This window comes from Pseudonocardia sp. EC080619-01 (assembly GCF_001420995.1).
Lineage (GTDB): Bacteria > Actinomycetota > Actinomycetes > Mycobacteriales > Pseudonocardiaceae > Pseudonocardia.
In genome coordinates, this window is the sequence record NZ_CP012184.1 from 2,783,803 (window position 1) to 2,803,589 (window position 19,787).

At 73.8% G+C, this 19,787-nt stretch carries 18 protein-coding genes, 1 tRNA gene and 1 pseudogene; 12 read left to right on the forward strand and 8 right to left on the reverse strand.

The genetic code is table 11. The annotated features are described in order from the left end of the window. Window positions 1–7: 7 nt before the first annotated feature. From AD017_RS13045 to AD017_RS13060, 4 genes are read right to left on the reverse strand one after another with little or no spacing between them, the layout of a single operon-like run. A complete protein-coding gene (locus AD017_RS13045; protein ID WP_060574389.1) occupies window positions 8–349 on the reverse strand; it encodes a TfoX/Sxy family protein in 342 nt (113 codons plus the stop codon). Between the two features lie 40 nt (window positions 350–389). Next, window positions 390–1,532, reverse strand: a complete 1,143-nt coding sequence (locus AD017_RS13050) for a 5-methyltetrahydropteroyltriglutamate--homocysteine S-methyltransferase (protein WP_060574390.1) — start codon at window positions 1,530–1,532, stop codon at window positions 390–392. Window positions 1,533–1,592: 60 nt separating this feature from the next. Beyond that, window positions 1,593–2,372: an enoyl-CoA hydratase/isomerase family protein gene (locus AD017_RS13055; protein ID WP_010231249.1), complete on the reverse strand. Its 780-nt coding sequence runs from the start codon at window positions 2,370–2,372 to the stop codon at window positions 1,593–1,595. 59 nt (window positions 2,373–2,431) lie between these two features. Further along, window positions 2,432–3,232 (reverse strand): IclR family transcriptional regulator, encoded by an 801-nt coding sequence (locus AD017_RS13060; RefSeq protein WP_060574391.1) that lies wholly within the window; start codon window positions 3,230–3,232, stop codon window positions 2,432–2,434. A gap of 50 nt (window positions 3,233–3,282) precedes the next feature. Between AD017_RS13060 and AD017_RS13065 the strand changes: the two genes are divergently transcribed. Continuing rightward, on the forward strand, window positions 3,283–3,909 hold the full coding sequence (locus AD017_RS13065) for a uridine kinase (RefSeq protein WP_060574392.1): 627 nt from the start codon (window positions 3,283–3,285) through the stop codon (window positions 3,907–3,909). 119 nt (window positions 3,910–4,028) lie between these two features. Here AD017_RS13065 and AD017_RS13070 read toward each other — a convergent pair. Continuing rightward, window positions 4,029–4,114, reverse strand: a tRNA-Leu gene (locus tag AD017_RS13070). 243 nt (window positions 4,115–4,357) lie between these two features. Here AD017_RS13070 and AD017_RS13075 point away from each other — a divergent pair. The 10 genes and pseudogenes from AD017_RS13075 (at window position 4,358) to AD017_RS13120 (ending at window position 16,052) form a co-directional block, all read left to right on the forward strand. After that, window positions 4,358–5,671 (forward strand): DUF3662 and FHA domain-containing protein, encoded by a 1,314-nt coding sequence (locus AD017_RS13075; RefSeq protein WP_029239590.1) that lies wholly within the window; start codon window positions 4,358–4,360, stop codon window positions 5,669–5,671. Window positions 5,672–5,779: 108 nt separating this feature from the next. Continuing rightward, window positions 5,780–6,250, forward strand: coding sequence for an FHA domain-containing protein (locus AD017_RS13080; RefSeq protein WP_010231234.1), 471 nt, complete (start codon window positions 5,780–5,782; stop codon window positions 6,248–6,250). Window positions 6,251–6,373: 123 nt separating this feature from the next. Next, complete coding sequence (locus tag AD017_RS13085) at window positions 6,374–7,723, forward strand: PP2C family serine/threonine-protein phosphatase (RefSeq protein WP_060574393.1); 1,350 nt, start codon at window positions 6,374–6,376, stop codon at window positions 7,721–7,723. Further along, window positions 7,723–9,201, forward strand: a complete 1,479-nt coding sequence (locus AD017_RS13090; protein WP_060574394.1) for an FtsW/RodA/SpoVE family cell cycle protein — start codon at window positions 7,723–7,725, stop codon at window positions 9,199–9,201. Before AD017_RS13085 ends, AD017_RS13090 begins: the two co-directional genes overlap by 1 nt. Beyond that, window positions 9,198–10,667 carry a penicillin-binding protein 2 gene (locus tag AD017_RS13095; RefSeq protein WP_060574395.1) on the forward strand — a complete coding sequence of 490 codons (1,470 nt, stop codon included), beginning with the start codon at window positions 9,198–9,200 and terminating at the stop codon, window positions 10,665–10,667. Before AD017_RS13090 ends, AD017_RS13095 begins: the two co-directional genes overlap by 4 nt. Window positions 10,668–10,725: 58 nt before the next feature. Next, window positions 10,726–11,904: pseudogene (locus AD017_RS36255) on the forward strand (protein kinase); the annotation flags it as partial. 553 nt (window positions 11,905–12,457) lie between these two features. Next, on the forward strand, window positions 12,458–14,443 hold the full coding sequence (gene pknB, locus AD017_RS13105; protein WP_010233077.1) for a Stk1 family PASTA domain-containing Ser/Thr kinase: 1,986 nt from the start codon (window positions 12,458–12,460) through the stop codon (window positions 14,441–14,443). A 17-nt stretch (window positions 14,444–14,460) separates the two neighbouring features. Next, window positions 14,461–15,096: an aminodeoxychorismate/anthranilate synthase component II gene (locus tag AD017_RS13110; RefSeq protein WP_010233080.1), complete on the forward strand. Its 636-nt coding sequence runs from the start codon at window positions 14,461–14,463 to the stop codon at window positions 15,094–15,096. A gap of 177 nt (window positions 15,097–15,273) precedes the next feature. Continuing rightward, a complete protein-coding gene (gene crgA, locus AD017_RS13115; RefSeq protein ID WP_010233083.1) occupies window positions 15,274–15,534 on the forward strand; it encodes a cell division protein CrgA in 261 nt (86 codons plus the stop codon). A gap of 62 nt (window positions 15,535–15,596) precedes the next feature. Further along, window positions 15,597–16,052 (forward strand): PH domain-containing protein, encoded by a 456-nt coding sequence (locus AD017_RS13120; protein WP_168170528.1) that lies wholly within the window; start codon window positions 15,597–15,599, stop codon window positions 16,050–16,052. Window positions 16,053–16,549: 497 nt separating this feature from the next. Here the strand turns inward: AD017_RS13120 and AD017_RS13125 are convergent, their stop codons facing one another. Then, window positions 16,550–17,281, reverse strand: coding sequence for a rhomboid family intramembrane serine protease (locus AD017_RS13125; protein ID WP_227013372.1), 732 nt, complete (start codon window positions 17,279–17,281; stop codon window positions 16,550–16,552). A gap of 313 nt (window positions 17,282–17,594) precedes the next feature. Further along, window positions 17,595–18,140, reverse strand: coding sequence for a peptidylprolyl isomerase (locus AD017_RS13130; protein WP_033198699.1), 546 nt, complete (start codon window positions 18,138–18,140; stop codon window positions 17,595–17,597). 43 nt (window positions 18,141–18,183) lie between these two features. Between AD017_RS13130 and AD017_RS13135 the strand changes: the two genes are divergently transcribed. Continuing rightward, a complete protein-coding gene (locus AD017_RS13135; protein WP_010224599.1) occupies window positions 18,184–18,576 on the forward strand; it encodes a hypothetical protein in 393 nt (130 codons plus the stop codon). Window positions 18,577–18,580: 4 nt separating this feature from the next. Here the strand turns inward: AD017_RS13135 and AD017_RS13140 are convergent, their stop codons facing one another. Beyond that, on the reverse strand, window positions 18,581–19,732 hold the full coding sequence (locus AD017_RS13140; RefSeq protein WP_010224600.1) for a S9 family peptidase: 1,152 nt from the start codon (window positions 19,730–19,732) through the stop codon (window positions 18,581–18,583). Window positions 19,733–19,787 lie beyond the last annotated feature (55 nt).

Genomic DNA, 19,787 nt, shown 5'->3' on the forward strand with positions numbered 1-19,787 from the left:
GAGGATCTCACTTCGGCGGCAGGGTCCGCACGAACCCGGCGCCCTCCGCCACCCATCCGGCCAGCTCCGGGCCGTCGAGGTCGTCGACGTCCGGCTCGCCCGCCACCCGCAGCCAGCCGGCCGTCTCGCGGCCGCTCATCACCATGCGCGAGGCCCCGCGGCGGGTCAGCAGCTCGGCGGACCGCGCCGGGTCCACCCGCACCATCAGGCCGCCGCTCCCGCTGGCGGCGACGGCCATGTGGCCGTCGAGCAGGAAGGCGAGGCCGCCGAACATGCGCCGCTCGGTGAGCCCGGGCTCGTCCGCGAGCAGGGTGCGGATGCGGGCGGCGAGCCCCTCGTCGTAGGCCACCCGACGAGTATGTGCCCGGCCGGGGTCGTGCGGGGAGGTCTCAGCGTCCCCAGAGGTCCTCCGCGACCGAGACGATCAACTCCAGCTTCCGCCGCTGGTCGTCGACGGTGAGCTCGTTGCCCTCGACGGTGGAGGAGAAGCCGCACTGCGGGGACAGGCAGAGCTGGTCCAGCGGCACGTACCGGGCGGCCTCATCGATCCGCCGCTTCAGCACGTCCGGGTCCTCCAGGGCACCGGTCTTGGTCGTCACCAGCCCCAGCACCACCTGCTTGCCGGCCGGGACGAACCGCAGCGGCGCGAACGTGCCGGAGCGCTCGTCGTCGAACTCGCAGAAGAAGCCGTCGACCTCCAGCCCGCCGAACAGTGCCTCGGCGACGTGGTCGTAGCCGCCCTCGGCCGCCCAGGACGACCGGTAGTTCCCGCGGCACATGTGCGTGGTGACGGCCAGGTCCGCGGGACGGCCGGCGATCGCCGCGTTGATCTGGCGGATGTAGCGCAGGTGCTGGGTGTCCGGGTCGTCGCCCTTCTCCGCCAGCTGCTCGCGGTGCGCCGGGTCGTTGAGGTAGGCCAGCGCGGTGTCGTCGAGCTGCAGGTAGCGGCAGCCGCGGTCGTACATCGCGGCGAGCTGGTGGGCGTAGGCACCGGAGAGGTCCGCCCAGAACTCCTCGATGTCGGGGTAGACGTCGGAGGAGATCACGGCCCGGCCGCCACGGGCGTAGACCATGCTCGGCGAGGGGATAGTCAGTTTCGGCGTCGCCGTGGTGACCTGCGACGCGAGGAAGTCGAAGGCGGTGCCGAAGATCGGCTCGTCGAGCCCCACCTTCCCGTCGACCGCCATCCCGGCCGAGGTGAAGTTGTTCTGCCCGGTGGCATTGCGCATCGCCACCTCGACCTTCCCGGAGGTCCGGGAGACGCCGCCGAGGGCGTAGATGAAGTCCATGTGCCACGACGTGCGGCGGAACTCGCCGTCGGTCGCGGAGCGGAGACCGACCGACTCCTGCAGCGCGACGACGTCGGCGATCGCGGAGTCCTCGGCGGCACGCAGACCGGCGGCGTCGAGCTCACCGGCGGCGTGCCGCTCCCGGGCGGCGAGCAGGGCCGGCGGCCGCAGCAGGCTGCCGACGTGGTCGGCGCGGAACGGCGGGACCGTGCGGACGAGTTCGGACTGCGCTGTCTCCGGCATGCGCCCGAAGGTATCGCCGCGCGTGCATGTCCGCCGACCGCGCTTCCGGAGGGCGGAACGTCAGCGGGCCCGCCAGACCGGCGCCCGCCGCTCCCGCGCCGCCGCCGCTCCCTCCGCCGCGTCCTCGGTGGCGCCCACGACCCGGCGCATCGTCTCGCCGAACCGGATGGCCTCCGTCGTGCCCATCTCGGGCCCCCGCACCGCCATCTCCTTGATCGCGCGCTGGGCGAGCGGGGCACCCGCGGTGAGCCGCTCCGCCAGGCCGCGCGCCTCCTCCATCAGGGACTCCCCGGGGACGACGCGGCCGGCCAGCCCGATCTCCCGCGCCCGGTGGGCGTCGATCGTCTCCCCCGTCATCAGCAGCTCCATCGCGGCCTGCCGGTCGATCATCCTGGGCAGCCGCAGTGCGCCGACGATCGTCGGCACGCCGAGCCGCACCTCGGGGAAGCAGAACGTCGCCTCCTCCGCAGCGATGACGAAGTCGCACCAGGTCAGCAGGGTGACCCCGTAGCCGACGGCGGCGCCGTTCACCGCAGCGACGATCGGCTTGAAGATCTCCCAGCCGCTCTCCAGCGAGTTCACGGTCGGGCGTTCCCAGAAGCTCCCGGGGAAGTCGCCGGCCGGGTTGCCGGTGGTCGAGCGCAGGTCCGCCCCGGCGCAGAACGCCTGCCCCGCGCCGGTCACGATCGCCACCCACGCGTCGTCGTCGGTGCGGAACCGGTCCCAGGCCGCGTTGATCGAGCGGCGCATGTCGCCGTCGATCGCGTTGCGCTTCTCCGGCCGGTCGTAGGTGATCGTCACGACGTGCCCGTCCCGCTCGTAGCGGACCCCATCAGCCATCCGGCCATCCTGGCGGGACCGGCGCGGGCGGGCACCCCGGCAGTGCGGTCCGGGGCCGCTCAGCCCGGCGCGGCGAGGGGCGTCGCGGCAGCGAGGTGGCGGGCCAGCGGACCGGCCGCCTCCCGGACGGCCTGCTCCAGCTGCCACCGCCGGCCGGCGAAGTCCGCCCGGCTGACGACCACACCGAGCGCCGCCGTGCCGTCCCCGGACGGGACCGCGACGGCCAGCCCGGCCCGGCCACGGGCGTGCTCCTCGACCTCCACGGCGACGCCCGCCGAGCGCACCCGCAGCAGGTCCCGGTCGAGGAGCCTGCGGTCGGTCAGCGTGTGCGGGGTCAGCGCGCCGAGCGGGCCGGCGCCGAGCACCTCCGCGAGCCGTCCGGCGTCCAGCCCCGCGAGCAGTGCCTTCCCGGGTGCGGTGGCGTGCGCGGGGACGGGCTCGCCCGGCATCGCCCCCGGTCCGGGGTGCGCGGCGCACGTCTCGCTGTGCGCGACCACGACGTCGCCCGCCCGCAGCACGGCCAGCACGGCGGCCGCCCCGACCCGGACGTGCAGGTCGGCGAGGATCTCCCGGGCAGGCGCCGGCGGCACGATCCGGTCGGTCATCCCGCGGTAGAGCCCGACGACCCGGTAACCGAGGCCGTAGCCGCGCACCGCGTGCAGCCGGACGAGGTAGCCCTCCTCGACGAGCGTGCCGAGCACCCGGTACGTCGTCGGGAGGGGCAGGTCGAGGCGGCGGGCGAGCGCCTTCGCGGTCACCCCGTCGCCGATCTCGGCGACGGACTCCAGCACCCGCAGCGCACGCCGCAGCGCGGTGCCGGCCGTTCCGCCGGGGACACCGGTGCCGTCCTCACCCGCCACCCGCCTAGTGTCGCCGCCGGACACGACGGGCACCAGCGGACGGAGGACGCGTGGCGGGTGGGTTCCGGCCGACGGACCGCGACGGGCTCGCCGCCCACCTCGCGGAGCGGATCACCGCCGTGCCCGGACGGCTGCGGGTCGTCGTCGACGGCCCTCCGCCCACCGGGCCGGTCGAGCTGGCACGCGTCGTCGCCGGCCTGCTCCGGGACCGGGGCCGGGACGCGCTCGCCGTCGACGCCGACGACTTCCTGCGGCCCGCATCGGTCCGCCTGGAGTTCGGCCGGACCGATCCCGCCATGTTCCTCGACGGGTGGCTGGACGAGCCGGCCCTGCGCCGCGAGGTGCTGGGGCCGATCGCCCCGGAAGGCAGCGGATCGGTGCTGCCCCGGCTGCGGGACGTGCACCGGGACCGCGCGTTCCGCGACGAACCGGTACCGCTCGGCGCAAGCGGTGTCGTCCTGCTCGGCGGTGGCCGGCTGCTGGGACGAGGCCTCCCCGCTGATCTGACGGTCCACCTGCGGATGGGACGGGCCGCCCTGGAGCGCCGGCTGTCGCCGGATCTCGCCTGGACCGCGGCCGCCTACACCCGGTACGAGGAGGAGGGCGATCCCGGCGCGTACGCGGACGTGCTCGCGATGGCCGACCATCCGGAGCGTCCCGCTGTACGTGACCGCTAGGCGCCGGACGGTGACCGACATGCGTGCGCCACACCGGAACGGGTGACAATGGATACCGATCGCGCGATGGCGACGGTGACCCTCGGGGAGGAAGAATCTCCACCGGAGGTGAGAAGTTGTGGTGGGCGAGGAGGGAGTTGAACCCTCACGTCCTTTCGGACACACGGACCTGAACCGTGCGCGTCTGCCATTCCGCCACTCGCCCGGAGCGACAGGAAGAAAGTTAGCACCCCGCCGCGGACCCGTTCGCAGGGGGGGTCCCCGCCGGCCGCCGGCCGGTGCCGGGGGGTGCGCGGGACCGGCCGGACGGGTAGATCGGAGAGGGCACGGGTGACCAGCGGACGGCGACGGCGTGGGCCGTTCGGTCGGGCGCCGCCGGGGCCGCGGGTTAGCACAGATACCATCGGTCGCACATCACCGACACGCCGATGCGGACGGAGGAGATCATTTGGGCCGCGTGGATCGCTTCGAGCGCCGATTGCAGGGGTTCGTGGGCGACGCCTTCGCGCGGGTCTTCGGAGGCAGTGTCGTCCCACAGGAAGTCGCACAGGCACTGCTGAGGGAAGCCGAGGACCACGTCGAGCAGCTCGCCGGAGGTCGCCTGTTGGCGCCCAACCGGTACACCGTTCTGCTCAGTCCCAGCGATCTCGACCGGATGGCGGGCGACGAGGACGGGGTCGTCCGATCCCTCTCGTCGCACGTGGCGAAGGAACTCACCGACCAGGGCTGGGACACCTACGGTGAGGTCGTAGTCTTCCTGGAGCGCTCCGAGGCGCTGCACACGGGACAATTCCGCACCCGCTCCGCTGTCGATCCCGACGCTTCCCGTCGGGCCGCCACCAGAGCACGCACCGCAGGAGAAGCACCCATGAGCCAGCAACCGGGCCACCCCGAGGAGAACGGGCAGTACGGGTACGACCGTGGCGCCCCCGGCGGGTACGGCCAGCAGACCTACGCGCCTCCGGGGTACGACCAGGAGCAGGGTCAGCAGGGCTACGGCCAGCAGCAGGGCGGGTACGACCAGTACGGCCAGCCGCAGGGCGGGTACGGACAGCCCCAGGGCTACGACCAGTACGGCCAGCCCCAGGGCGGCTACGCGCAGCCCCAGGGCTACGACCAGTACGGCCAGCCCGCCTACGGGCAGCCGCCGCAGGGCTACGGCCAGCCGCAGCAGGGCTACGCGGACCCGAACCAGGGCTACGGCGGATACCCGCAGCAGCAGCCCGGCTACCCGCAGCAGGGCTACGACCAGGGCTACGACGGCTACGGCCAGCCCCAGGGCTACGGCCAGCCGCAGGGCTACGCCCAGCCCGGCGGGTACCCGCAGCAGGGCTACGACCAGGGCTACGACGGCTACGGCCAGCCCCAGGGTTACGGCCAGCCGCAGGGCTACGGCCAGCCCCAGGGCGGGTACGACCAGGGCTACGACGGCCAGGGTTACGGCGGCCAGGGCGGCTGGGGCGCACCGGTGCAGCTCACCGCGATGCTGATCCTGGACGACGGGTCGAACCGCAACTACCAGCTGGTCGAGGGCACCCACGTCATCGGCCGCGGTCAGGACTCCCAGTTCCGCCTCCCGGACACCGGCGTCTCCCGCCGGCACCTCGAGGTCACCTGGGACGGCCAGGTCGCGACCCTGAACGACCTGGGCTCGACCAACGGCACCACGGTGAACAACTCGCCGGTGCAGTCGTGCCAGCTCACCGACGGCGACGTGATCCGCGTGGGTCACTCCAGCCTGGTGTTCCGGACCCAGGGCTGAGCCCGCTCGGGCGACAGGTCAGACTGGACGGGACATGACGGTCCGTCCGCCCGGCCCCGATCCGGGTGGGCGGACCGTGCAGGCGGACGAGAAGGGCGAGCAGGCGAAGTGCCGGAACTGGTGCTGCAGCTGACCAGAGGTGGCTTTCTGGCCCTTCTCTGGCTGTTCGTCCTGCTCGCACTGCAGGTGGTCCGCTCGGACCTCTACACCGCCTCCGGGCTCAAGGGCGCCGTGCCCGGCCGGTCGGGAGGCAAGGCCCCCCGTGCCCGTGGCGCAGGCCGCGGGAAGGTGGCCCGCCAGCTGCTCGTCACCCAGGGCCCGCTGACCGGCAGCCGGATCACCCTGGACTCGCGGCCGATCCTCATCGGCCGCGCGGACGACTCCACCCTCAAGCTCGACGACGACTACGCATCCACCCGGCACGCCCGCATCTCCCAGCAGGGAGACGAGTGGTACGTCGAGGATCTCGGGTCGACGAACGGCACCTATCTCGAACGTAATAAGGTCACCGGGCCCACCCGGGTCCCGTTGGGGACGCCGGTCCGCATCGGCAAGACGGTGATCGAGCTGCGATCGTGACGGCCCTGGACCGACCATGACCACCACGCCGCGACCGCCCGCTCCCCCGGTGCCGCGGCCGCTCGACCGGTCCCGCGGCGCGGGATCGCCCCGACGTGCCCCGACCGAAGCCGGAGCCGCCCCGTGACACTGGTGCTGCGCTACTCGGCCCGCAGTGACCGCGGACTGGTCCGGCAGAACAACCAGGACGCCGTCTACGCCGGCCCCCGACTGCTCGCCCTCGCCGACGGCATGGGTGGGCACGCCGCCGGCGAGGTCGCCTCGTCCCTGGTGATCTCCGCACTGGCCCCGCTCGACGACGACGTTCCCGGCGACGACCTGCTCGCCGAGCTCCGCGACGCGACCCACGAGGGCAACGACGCGATCTCCCGGCACGTCGCCGACGCCCCCGATCTCGAGGGCATGGGCACCACGCTGACCGCCATCCTCTTCGCGGGGTCGCGGCTGGGCATGGTGCACGTCGGCGACTCGCGGTGCTACCAGCTGCGCGGCGGTGAGTTCGCCCAGATCACGAAGGACGACACGTTCGTCCAGTCGCTGATCGACGAGGGGCGGATCACCGAGGAGGAGGCGCACACGCACCCGCAGCGCTCGCTGCTGCTGCGCGCCATCACCGGGCAGGACGTCGACCCCTCGCTGTCGATCCGCGAGTCCCGCGCCGGCGACCGCTTCCTGCTCTGCTCGGACGGGCTCTCCGGCCCGGTCAGCGACGAGACCCTGCAGCAGACGCTGGAGGACTACGCCGACCCGCGCGAGTGCGCCGACCGGCTGATCGAGCTCGCGCTGCGTGGTGGCGGGCCCGACAACATCACGTGCATCGTGGCGGACGTGGTGGACGTGGACTACGCCGACGACGCGCCGATCATCGGTGGGTCGGCCGGGCGGAGCCCCCGCGCGGGCGACGGCGACTACCGGCACGACGAGCGTGCCCCGCACACCTCCGCGCAGCGGGCCGCGGCGACCACCCTGCCCCGCACCGAGCCGGTGCGGCTCGAACCCGACCGGACCGGGTCCGACGGGCGCCGGCGCGGGCTGCGGCCCGTGCTCGCGCTGCTCGGCGTGCTCGTGGTGCTGGTGGCCGGCGTCTTCGTCGCCCGGGCACTGGTGCTCCAGCAGTACTACGTGGGCGTGGACCAGAACCAGGTCGCGATCTACCAGGGCGTGCGCGGGAACGTGCTCGGGGTCCCGCTGCAGCGGGTCGCCGAGCGCTCCGACATCGACCTCGACGACCTCCCGCAGTCGGTGCGCACCCAGGTCGCCGGCGGGATCGTCTCCGACGACGGCGACACCGGCGCCCGCGACACCGTGGACCGGCTGCGCGAGCAGATGCTGCCACTGTGCTCGACGCTGAACCCGCCCCCGGCGCCGCCCGTGGTCGCGCCGCCCGCCGTGCCCGGCGGACCCCCGGTGACCACCACACCGCTGCCGACCATGACCCCGGACCCGGGCCGCAACTGCCGGCTCGACAGCTGATGACGGCGGGCAACGGCGCGCCGGAGCCGACGACCGGCACCGGCCGCGGGATCGAGTTGGTCATGCTCGGCCTGGCGGCGGTGCTGACGACCGGTGCACTCGTCCTGGTCGAGGCGAACCAGGAGCAGTCGCTCACCACGGACCTGCTCCTGGTCGGGCTGGCCTACCTGGTGCTGTTCGCCGGCGCGCACCTCGCGGTGCGGTGGCTGGCGCCCTACGCCGACCCGCTGATCCTCCCGTCGGTGGCGCTGCTCAACGGCATCGGCCTGGTCATGATCCACCGGCTGGACCTGGCCAGGGCGGCACGCGCGGAGCTGCTCGGCCGGGAGGTCCCGAGCGGGCTCATCACGGCCCAGATCACCTGGACGGTGGCCGGGCTCGCGCTGTTCGCGCTGGTCCTGTACTTCCTGCGCGACCACCGCGCCCTCGCCCGCTACGGCTACACGGCCGGCTTCCTCGGGCTGGTGCTGCTCGCGCTGCCCGCCGTGCTGCCGTCGTCGATCTCCGAGGTCAACGGCGCGAAGCTGTGGATCCGGATCCCCGGCGGCCCGGGCATCCAGCCCGGCGAGTTCGCCAAGATCCTGCTGATCGTGTTCTTCTCGGCCTACCTGGTCCAGAAGCGCAACCTGCTCTCCACGGCCGGCCGCCGGTTCCTCGGCATGGAGCTGCCGCGCGCCCGCGACCTGGCGCCGCTGCTCGCCGCCTGGGGCCTGTCGATCGGCATCATGGTCTTCTCCCGCGACCTCGGCAGCTCGCTGCTGATCTTCGGGCTGGTCCTGGTCCTGCTCTACACGGCCACCGAGCGGATCTCCTGGATGGTGATCGGGCTGACGGCCTTCGCCGTCGGCGCGTCGATCGCCTACCAGCTGTTCGGGCACGTGCGGGTCCGCGTGCAGATCTGGCTGGACCCGTTCGAGGACTACGACGGCGGCGGCTTCCAGCTCGCCCAGGCACTGTTCGGGCTGGGCACCGGCGGGGTCGGCGGGACCGGCCTGGGTGCCGGCCGGCCGGACCTCGTGCCCTTCGCCGAGTCCGACTTCATCTTCTCCTCGCTCGGCGAGGAGCTCGGCCTGATCGGGCTGGCGGCGATCCTGGTCGTCTACCTGGTCCTGATCACCCGCGGGCTCCGCTCGGCGCTGGCCGTGCGCGACTCCTACGGCAAGCTGCTGGCGACCGGGCTGGCGTTCTCGGTGGCGCTGCAGATCTTCGTCGTCATCGGCGGGGTGACCAAGCTGATCCCGCTGACCGGTCTGACGCTGCCGTTCCTGTCCTACGGTGGGTCGTCGCTGCTGGCGAACTACGTGCTCGTCGCACTCCTGCTGCGGATCTCGCACGTGGCACGGGCGCCGCTGCCGAAGCGGCCCGCCCAGCAACGGGCGCCGATCGCGGAGGCGAGCACCGAGCTCGTCCAGCGCCCGCAGAGCTCCCGCCCGTCGACCACACCCACGCCCGCGTCCCAGGAGAGGAGCGACCCGTGAACCGCCCGGTACGCCGCGTCGCCCTCGCCGTGATGGTCATGATCGTGGCGCTGCTCGCGAACATCACCTACGTGCAGGTCGTCGTGGCCGGCCAGTACCGCGACGACCCGCGCAACCAGCGCTCGCAGATCGACGAGTACTCCCGCCAGCGCGGCCAGATCACCGCGGGCGGCCAGGTCCTGGCGCAGAGCGTCGACAGCGACGGCCGGCTGCGGTACGCCCGGCAGTACCCGGAGGGCCCGGCGTTCGCGCCGATCACCGGGTTCCTCTCCACCGTCTACGGCAAGGGCGCCCTCGAGCGGTCCACCGACGACGTGCTGAACGGCACCGACGACCGGCTGTTCGTCCGCCGGCTGTCCGACCTGATCACCGGCCGGGACCCGGCGGGCGGGAACGTCGTGACCACGGTCGACCCGGACGTGCAGCGGGTCGCCTACGACGGCCTGCAGTCGCGCGGCTACACCGGCGCCGTCGTCGCGCTGGAGCCGCAGACCGGCAACATCCTGGCGATGGCCTCGACGCCGTCGTACGACCCGAACCGGCTGGCCGCCCCGGACGCGGCCGAGCAGCAGGCGGCCTGGCGCGAGTACAACAACGCCGAGCTCAACCCGCTCACCAACCGCGCGATCAACGAGATCGAGCCGCCCGGGTCGACGTTCAAGCTGGTCACGACCGCGGCCGCGCTGCAGAACGGGTACACCCCGGAGAGCAGGCTCACCGCGGCCCGCAACATCCAGCTGGCCGACTCGACGACCACGCTGGAGAACTACAACGGCTCGCAGTGCGGCGGCGGCGACACCGCGTCGCTGCGCGAGGCGCTGGCCCGCTCCTGCAACACCGCGTTCGCCCAGCTGGGCCAGGAGCTCGGGGCGGACAAGCTCCGGGCGCAGGCCGAGGCGTTCGGGATCGGCCGGTCGGACCTGCAGATCCCGATGCCCGTCACCGCGTCGCAGGTCGGTCCGATGTCCGACGTGCCCTCCACCCAGCAGTCCGCGATCGGCCAGCGCGACGTGCGGCTGACCCCGATGCAGCTGGCAATGATCGGCGGCTCGATCGCCAACGGCGGCCAGACGATGGCCCCGCACCTGATCAAGGAGATCCAGGGCGCGACGCTCGACGTCGTCGACACCACCGAGCCGGACCGGATGGCCCGCTCGATGCCCGGCGACGTCGCCCGCACCCTGACCGACCTGATGATCGGCTCCGAGGACCGGACCCAGGGCGGCGGCAAGATCACCGGCGTCCAGATCGCCTCGAAGACCGGCACCGCCGAGCACGGCACCGACCCGAAGAACACCCCGCCGCACGCCTGGTACGTGGCGTTCGCCCCGGCCGACAACCCCCGGGTCGCGGTCGCGGTGCTGGTCGAGAGCGGCGGGGACCGCGGCGCCGAGGCCACCGGCGGTTCGGTCGCGGCACCGATCGGCCGCGCCGTGATCGCCGAGACCCTCCGGGACGCCCAGTGAGGCGGGGACACGCCGCGGGAACGGCACGGCGCAGGTCCCCGGCGGGCCCGTGAGCGCGCTGGCGGCCGGGCAGCTGATCTCCGAGCGCTACCAGCTGGACCGGCGGATCGCGGTCGGCGGGATGGGCGAGGTCTGGGAGGCCTCCGACACCCGTCTGGGGCGGAGCGTCGCCGTGAAGGTGCTCAAGGCCGATCTCTCCGACGACCCGGAGTTCCTGCACCGGTTCCGGATCGAGGCGCGCACGGTGGCGTCGCTGGACCACGCCGGCATCGCCTCGGTGCACGACTACGGCGAGGACGACGGCCCCGTCGGTGGCGGGCGCACCGCGTACCTGGTGATGGAGCTCGTCCGCGGCGAGCCGCTGTCGACCCGGATCGGGCGCGGGCCCATCCCGTCCGACGAGGCGCTCGACATCCTCGAGCAGGCCGCGCGGGCGTTGCAGGCGGCGCACGAGCGCGGCTTCGTGCACCGCGACGTGAAGCCCGGCAACATCCTGCTGCGCACCGACGGCGTCGTGAAGCTGACCGACTTCGGCATCGCCAAGGCCGCCGACGCCGTCCCGGTCACCCGGTCCGGGATGGTCATGGGCACCGCGCACTACATCGCGCCGGAGCAGGCCTCGGGCGACGAGGCCGGCCCGTCGGGCGACGTCTACTCCCTCGGCGTGGTCGGCTACGAGTGCCTGGCCGGGGTGCGCCCGTTCCGCGCCGAGAGCGCGGTCGCCGTCGCGATGATGCAGGTCCGCGACGACCCGCCGCCGCTGCCCGACGAGATCCCCGAGCGGATCCGCGAGCTGATCACCACGGTGCTCGTGAAGGACCCCGAGCAGCGCTACACCGACGGCGCCGAGTTCGCCGAGGCCGTCGCGGCCGTACGACGCGGGCACCGCCCGCCGCCCGCCGGCATCCCGGCCCCGACCGGGCACGCACCGGGTTTCCGGCCCGACGACGACCCGCAGGGCGGGCCGCGCCGGCACGCCCGTTCCGACGCCGACGGCCCGGAACCCGCGGGCCGCCCGCCCGAGATCCCCGGCCCGGCGGACCCGCCGGCCCGGTCCCCGCGGCACGGACTGCAGGCCGGTGACGACGCCGGCGGCCGCCCGCCCACGGGACCGGGGTCCCGTCCCGTCACCGGCGGGAACCGGCCACCGGCCGGACCGCCGCCCGTGCGCCCGCGTTCGGGTCCCCTCCCCGTCCCACCCCCCGCCGGGCCGGGTTCACCCGCCCACGGCTGGACCCCGGCGCGGACGCCGTACCCTCCGGGCGGGCCGGCAGCGGGGCACGGCGGTCGGCCGCCGACCGGACCGCAGGTGCCCGCGCACCCGGGTTCCGGGCCGCCCGCCGCACAGCGACCGGCACCGGCCCGGCCGCCGACCGGCCGCGGCTCCGGCGACCGCGCGCCCGAGCAGCACCCGTCCGGCCCCCTGGACCTGACCCCGAAACGGTCGGGCCGGGCGAAGGCCTGGCTCGCGGTGCTCTTCGTCCTGCTGAGCGTCGCGGCGGTGGTGCTGGCGGTCATGATCCTCCGGGAGACGTCGCCGGGCGGTAGCCGAACCGGCTCGCTGGGCCCGGCCCCCGGTACCGTGACGGTGGCCTCCGGGTGGGAGGCCGACCGCACGGGACCGGCGGCCACTTCCCGGCCGCTCACCGCCACACCTCCACGTGGCGGACCGGAGGTCGGCCGGTGATCCCACGCAACGGACGGCCCGGCGCACGCGACGACCGCGCGGGAGTGATCACGTCCACCGACCGGCATGATGAGTACGCCTCCGACCCCGGGAACCTGAACCGATGACGACACCGCGACTGCTCTCCGAGCGCTACGAGCTGGGCGACCCGCTCGGCTACGGCGGGATGTCCGAGGTCCACCGCGGCCTCGACACCCGGCTCGGCCGGGACGTGGCGGTCAAGGTGCTGCGCGCCGACCTGGCCCGCGACCCGCAGTTCCAGCTGCGCTTCCGCCGCGAGGCGCAGAACTCGGCGTCGCTGAACCATCCGGCGATCGTCGCCGTGTACGACACCGGCGAGATCGAGTCCGAGTTCGGGCCGCTGCCGTACATCGTCATGGAGTTCGTCGACGGCCAGACGCTGCGCGAGATCGTCAAGACGACGGGGCCGCTGTCCCAGCAGCGGGTCGTCGAGGTGATGGCCGACGTGTGCGCCGCGCTCGACTTCTCGCACCGGCACGGGATCATCCACCGCGACGTCAAGCCGGCGAACGTGATGATCAACGGCGTCGGTGCCGTCAAGGTGATGGACTTCGGCATCGCCCGTGCGCTGGGCGAGGGTCAGAACGTCACCCAGACCGCCGCCGTGATCGGCACCGCGCAGTACCTGTCCCCGGAGCAGGCCCGCGGCGAGTCCGTGGACGCCCGGTCGGACGTCTACGCGGCCGGCTGCGTGCTCTTCGAGCTGCTCACCGGCGAGCCGCCCTTCACCGGCGACACCCCGGTCGCGGTCGCCTACCAGCACGTCCGGGAGGACCCGCGCGCCCCGTCGGAGCTGAACCCGTCGGTGCCGCCCGCGCTCGACGCGGTGGTGCTCAAGGCGCTGAGCAAGAACCCGGCCAACCGCTACCAGTCGGCCGCCGAGATGCGGGCCGACCTGGTGCGGGTGCGCAACGGCGAGCCGGTGCACGCGCCGCTCGTGATGAGCGAGTACGAGCGCACCCAGATGATGGCGCACGACGACGCCACCACCGCGATGCCGACCCGCCGGATGGCCGGGAACGGGGCCGGCGGCCCACCGACCGGCCGGCACGTCATGCCCCCGGACCACGACGGGTACGACGACGACTCCGGTCGCGGCCGCGGGAAGAAGATCGCGCTCTGGCTCGTCGGGCTGATCGTGCTGGGCCTGCTCGGTTTCGTCGGGTTCCAGATGTTCTCGAACTCCTCCCCCGACCAGGTCTCGGTGCCCGACGTGCTCGGCCAGACCCCGGAACAGGCCCGCTCGACGATCTCCGCCGTCGGTCTGCTGCCGGACCAGCAGAACCAGCCGTCCGACGTCGCGCAGATCGGCAAGGTCGTCCGGACCGACCCGGGCGGTGGCAACCAGGTCGCGGAGAACAGCCGGGTGACGGTGTTCGTCGGGACCGGACCGGCCGAGGTGACGGTCCCGTCGCTGGTCGGGAGCTCGCCGTCGGACGCCGAGGTCCAGCTCCGCGAGGCCGGCCTGCAGGTCGGCGGGACGACCGAGCAGGAGACGTCGGACTCCAGCCAGATCGGGAAGATCATCCGCACCGATCCCGGCCCGGGGCAGCGGGTGCCCGGCAACACGTCGGTGGCGCTGGTCGTCGGCAAGGAGCAGACCACGGTCTCGGTGCCGGACGTGACGGGCCAGAGCGCCGAGCAGGCGGCGAACACGCTGCGCGGCGCCGGGTTCACCTCGGTGAGCACCACCGAGGTCGACGGCGGCGGCTCCGCGGGTTCCGTGGTCGGCACCGATCCCGCCGCGGGCACCCGGGTCCAGAAGGACCGGGCGATCTCGATCCAGGTCAGCCGGGGCAACCAGTCGCAGATCCCGAACGTCGTCGGCCAGCGGGTCGACAACGCGGTCAACACCCTGCGCGAGGCCGGCCTGTCGTTCCAGATCCAGACCGTCGACGTCTCCGACTCCTCGCAGAACGGCATCGTGCTGAACCAGAGCCCGTCCGGCGGGTCGCAGGCGTCCGACGGCCAGTCGGTGTCGCTGACGGTCGGCCGGGCCTCCGGCAGCGGTAACGACGGCGGGGACTCCACCGACGAGACCGGCAGCAGCGGCTTCCCCTTCAACTGATCAGGGAGGATGAGGGCGTGCGCGTACTCGTCGTCGACAACTACGACAGCTTCGTCTACAACCTCGTCCAGTACCTGGCCCAGCTCGGGGCCGAACCGGTCGTCCGCCGCAACGACGAGGTCGATCCCGACGAGCTCGGCGAGGTCGGTGCCGTGCTGGTCAGCCCCGGCCCCGGTACGCCGGAGCGGGCCGGGCGCAGCGTCGAGGTGATCCGCCGGGCAGCCGAGCGCGGCACGCCGCTGCTGGGTGTCTGCCTCGGCCACCAGGCGCTGGCGACGGCGTGGGGCGGGATCGTCGAGCGGGCGCCGGAGCTGCTGCACGGCAAGACCTCGCAGGTCTTCCACGACGACACCGGCGTCCTCCGCGAGCTGCCGTCGCCCTTCACCGCGACCCGCTACCACTCCCTCACGATCGCCCCCGACGGTCTCCCGGCCGAGCTGGAGGTCACCGGGCGGACCGGGACCGGCCTGATCATGGCGGTGCGGCACCGCGAGCTGCCGATCGAGGGTGTGCAGTTCCACCCCGAGTCGGTCCTGACCGAGGGCGGTCACCGCATGCTCGCGAACTGGCTCCGTCAGGCGGGCGCCGACGTCTCCGAGGACGTCGTGCAGCAGCTATCCGACGAGATGGCGGGACTCGTCGCGGGCGTCTAGATCCCCCGTTCGTTTCGCCCGTGTGACGCAACCCGGCGGGCATCCGCGCTACCGTGGTGGCGGATCTGTCCGGGTCGGCCGCTCCCACGACGTGCACCGCCGACGTCGCAGGTCCCGCCCCCGGCCGGCGCACCGGCCGGAACTCGTGTCCGCAGCACAGCCGATGAGGTCCGCCACATGCCCAAGTCGAAGGTCCGCAAGAAGGCGGCCTACACCCCGCCGCCGGTGAACCGCACCCCGCAGAAGCTGGCCGGTCCTACGCATCCCGCGTACATCGCGGTGATGGTCGCGATGTGGGTCCTCGGGCTGGCCTGGCTGGTCGTCAACTACCTCGCGGGGCCGGCGATCCCATTCATGGCCGCACTGGGGAACGCGAACTTCATCATCGGATTCTCACTCATCGTGATCGGCCTCCTGATGACGATGCGGTGGCGTTGACCTGCAGAAACACATGAACGTCAGTTATCCTCACTGTGGATGACGGCTGTGGACAACCTCTCGTGAGCACACTGGGTGATCAACAGGACCGGCATTCCTGGTCGACGCCGGCCGGTGCCGTCGTCGCACTGTGGGTGCTGGCCGCCGCCGCGGCCGCTTGGCTCGTGGCACTGGTCGCGACCGGGGCGGACCCGGCCGGGCAGCTGATCTCCGGGCTCGCCGCCCTCGGTCTGGCCCTGGCGGCGGCGTCCGGGACCCGGGCCCGCCCGCGGCTCGAGGCCGGACCGGACGGAGTGACGATCCGCCGTCTGACCTGGACCCGGCACGCGCCCTGGTCGCGGGTCGACGACGTCCGGGTCCTGCGGACCCGCCGCTTCGGCCGGGAGTCCGCCCTCCTGGAACTCGACCTGCGCGACGTCGACGGCCACGAACGTCTCATCGTGCTGGGACGCCCGGAACTGGGCGAGGACCCCGAAGACGTCGCCGAGGTGCTCCAGGACCTGCACCCGCGCCTGTGACCCGCGTGGGCCGGACGCGGCGCGCCCCCACGCACCCCTTCACCGGCCCGCGCACCCGCTGCGGCAGGTGCTCGGGCCCTTAACAGGGTGCGCGACCCGGCAACGAGGTGCTCGGGCGCGTAACAGGGTGCGCGACCCGGCAACGAGGTGCTCGGGCGCGTAACAGGGTGCGCGACCCGGCAACGAGGTGCTCGGGCGCGTAATGGGGTGCGCGAGCCGGCAACGAGGTGCGCGAGCCTTTCCGCCGCCCGGCCGCGGACCCGTGGGGACCCTGCCCGGCCGGCCCGGGCACGCACCCCACGAACCGGACCATTCGCTCGGCCGCGCACCCCTTCACCGGCCGCGCTTTCGCCGGCCGCGCACCCCGTCACCGGCCCGAGCACCTGTCGCAGCGGGTGCGCGGGCCGGTCATGGGGTGCGTGAGCGGCTGCTGTCTTCTGTCGTCGGGTCCGCACCGCCGCGTTCGGCCGCGCGGCGGGTGCGGCGCGGGCGGCGGCTCAGACGAGCGCGACCCCGGCGCCGATGAGGATCAGAGCGAGCAGCGCCAGCCCGGAGATCGAGGCGATCTGCACCTGCCGCCGGTTCGGCGAACCCGCGCCGAGGTAGACCAGTGCGGCGGTGACCGCGGCACCGAACACGAGGCCGCCGAGGTGCCCCTGCCAGGAGATCCCCTGCAGGGTGAAGCTGATGACGACGTTGATCGCGATCACGCCGATCACCTGACCCGCGGGCAGGCGCAGCCGGCGTAGCAGCACGAACAGCGCACCCATCAGGCCGAACACCGCGCCCGATGCGCCCGCCGTCGGACCGAGCGGGTTGCTGAGCAACATGACCGCGGCCGAGCCGCCGAGCAGCGAGACGCCGTACACGGCGGTGAACCGGGCCCGGCCCAGCACCGCCTCGACCTCACGCCCGATGACCCACAGGGCGAACATGTTGAACGCCAGGTGCAGCGGACCGATGTGCAGGAAGCCGGACGTCACGAGCCGCCACAGCTGGCCGTCCGCGACGTCCACGGGTGTCAGGGCGCCCAGCCCGAACAGCGGGGAGTCGAAGTTCCGGTTGAGGCTGCCCGCCGTGACCACGGTCAGCACGAAGACCGCCACGTTCACGGCGATCAGGGCGGGCACGATCACCGGCTTGCCGGCACGGGTCGCCCCGGCGACGTTGCGCCAGCGCGGCGCCGACCGCGACGACTCGGCGAGGCAGTCCACGCAGTGCTGGCCCACCGAGGCGGGACGCAGGCACTCCGGGCACGCCGGACGGTCGCAGCGGGTGCACGCCAGCCCGGTCGGACGATCCGGGTGGCGGACGCACACCGAGCCGCCGCCACGGCCGGCGGGGACGCCGCCAGCAGGGGGCGGTGCCGAGCCCGGCGCGCCCTGCTGCCACGGCGCGGGCCCGCCTCCGGGCGCGGCCTGCCACGGCGCGTTCGGGGGGCCGGGGTACGGGGCTCCGCCCGTCCCGCCGGGCCCCGGAGAGCCCTGTGGGCCCGGAGACGCGCCGTGTGCGGTGGGGTCTGGTCGTTCGGTCAGGGCGGACTCAGCTCCGCTCGATCTCGACCTTCTCGATGACCACGTCGTTGAGCGGGCGGTCGGCCTGCCCGGTGGTCGTGTTCCCGATGCCGTCCACGACCGCGCGGGACTCCGCGTCGGCGACCTCACCGAAGATGGTGTGGCGCCGGTTCAGGTGCGGCGTCGGGCCCACCGTGATGAAGAACTGCGAGCCGTTGGTGCCCGGGCCGGCGTTCGCCATCGCGAGCAGGTAGGGCCGGTCGAACTTGAGGTCCGGGTGGAACTCGTCGCCGAACTGGTAGCCCGGGCCACCGCGACCGGTGCCGGTCGGGTCGCCGCCCTGGATCATGAAGCCGCTGATCACCCGGTGGAAGATCGAACCGTCGTAGAACGGCCCGGTGTCGCCGCCACTGGCGTTCGGCCCCGTGTAGTCCTTCGTTCCCTCTGCGAGACCGACGAAGTTCGCCACCGTCTTCGGGGCGTGGTCGCCGAACAGCTCGACCCGGATGTCGCCCTCGTTGGTGTGCAGGACGGCCGTCGTCTTGGCGTTTCCTGGTTCCGTCACGGCTACCATCGTGCCAGTACGCAGCCGCATCCGTGGGAAGCAGGTCCGGAACATGAGCACCGACCGCAAGCGGGCCAAGGCCCGCAAGGACGCCGCCGAGGCCGTGCACACGCTCGCCGACGCGGGACGGATCGCGGGCGGGGCCGCCGCCTCCTCGGTGTCCGACGCGGTGGCGGACCTGTCCGGTTCGGTCTCTCACCAGGTGGAGGACGCCCGCCGGGCGCTCGCCGCGGCGATCGATCCGGCCCCGGTGCGGACCCGTCGCGCGCCGTGGATCGTGGCCGTCGTCCTGCTGACCGGTCTCGCCGCCTACGCCTGGGCCACGCTGCTCCGCCGGGAGCGCGCCGTCGACCCGGGCACCCCGGTGCCGACCACCCCGCCGTCGGACCAGCAGATCCACGGCAAGCCGATCGGGCAGGGGCCCGCTCAGAACTCCACGAGCTGACGGGTCAGCCCGGGAGGACCGTCCCGAGGAACCCGGTGACGGCCGCCTCGTAGCCGTCCGGGTCGGCGTTCCAGCTGCCGGTGTGCTCGGTACCGGCGAACTCCCGGTAGGTGACCGGCCAGCCCCTGGCCGGCGCGGTGGTCGCGAGGTCGCGGCTGAGCTCGACGGGGACCGCCGTGTCGGCGTCGCTGTGCAGCAGGAGCGTCGGCGGGCGGACCGCGGGCGGGTTCCGGACCAGGTCGAACCGGTCCAGGTCGATCCCGATCCGCCGCTCCGTCAGCAGGGCCGCGACCCCCGCCAGCGACGGCGGCAGCGCCCGGTTGCGGGCCTGCCTGCGCAGCGTGCGGCGCCAGTCGAGCAGCGGCGCGTCCCAGACGACGGCCGCGACCCGGCCGGCGTGCGACGACCGGTCGAGGAACGCGCCGCCGACCGCGGCCCCCATCGACCAGCCCACCAGCACCAGCCGCCGGGCCCCGTGCACGACCGCGTAGGCCGCCGCCGCGGCGACGTCCTCCCACTCGGTGTCACCGAGGTGCGAGCGCCCGTCCGGCGCGGCCGGGGCCGTCCCGTCGCCGCGGTAGCTGACCACCAGCGAGGTCAGGCCGGCCGCGTGCAGGGCGGGCAGCGCCCGCAGGGCCTCCCGCCGGGTCCCGCCGCGCCCGTGCACGCACAGCGCCCAGGTCCCACCGTCCGCTCCGGACGGCGGCGCGACCCGCCATGCCGGTGCCGGACCGAGGTCGGTGGGCACCTCGACCTCGTCGAACTCCAGGCCGCGGGCACCGGGATCGGGGTCGAACGGCCCGGCGTCGAGCACGGCGGCGCCGGTCTCCGGCACGGGTCCGGCCCGCAGCTCGCGCACGACCCGCCTGCGGTCCCGTTCCAGCACCGGCCCGACGACGCTCAGCCCCGCGGCACCGCGCAGCCCCCACACCCCGGGCTGGGACACGAGCCGGGTCCGCGCCAGCTCGACGGTCCCGTCACCGGCCGCGAGCACCCGCTCGGGCAGCCCCGGGTCACCGGAGGGGTGGAGCAGGACCGTGGAGTAGTGCCAGCAGACCGCCGCCGCTCCCCCGGCACCACCGAGTGCACCGGCCAGGACGCCGGCGGCCGCGTAACCGGGAACCGGCCGGGAGGACGGGATCGGAGCGGCGCGCACGCAGCCATCCTGCTCTGCACCTCGTTCGCACCACACGGGGCCTCTGCGAAAACGG

Excerpts from the sequence above, each read along its gene's own strand:
- AD017_RS13130 (WP_033198699.1), bottom strand. The coding sequence starts at position 18,140 with ATGGTAGCCGTGACGGAACCAGGAAACGCCAAGACGACGGCCGTCCTG.
- crgA (WP_010233083.1), top strand. The coding sequence starts at position 15,274 with ATGCCCAAGTCGAAGGTCCGCAAGAAGGCGGCCTACACCCCGCCGCCG.
- AD017_RS13050 (WP_060574390.1), bottom strand. The coding sequence starts at position 1,532 with ATGCCGGAGACAGCGCAGTCCGAACTCGTCCGCACGGTCCCGCCGTTC.
- AD017_RS13135 (WP_010224599.1), top strand. The coding sequence starts at position 18,184 with ATGAGCACCGACCGCAAGCGGGCCAAGGCCCGCAAGGACGCCGCCGAG.
- AD017_RS13090 (WP_060574394.1), top strand. The coding sequence starts at position 7,723 with ATGACGGCGGGCAACGGCGCGCCGGAGCCGACGACCGGCACCGGCCGC.
- AD017_RS13055 (WP_010231249.1), bottom strand. The coding sequence starts at position 2,372 with ATGGCTGATGGGGTCCGCTACGAGCGGGACGGGCACGTCGTGACGATC.
- pknB (WP_010233077.1), top strand. The coding sequence starts at position 12,458 with ATGACGACACCGCGACTGCTCTCCGAGCGCTACGAGCTGGGCGACCCG.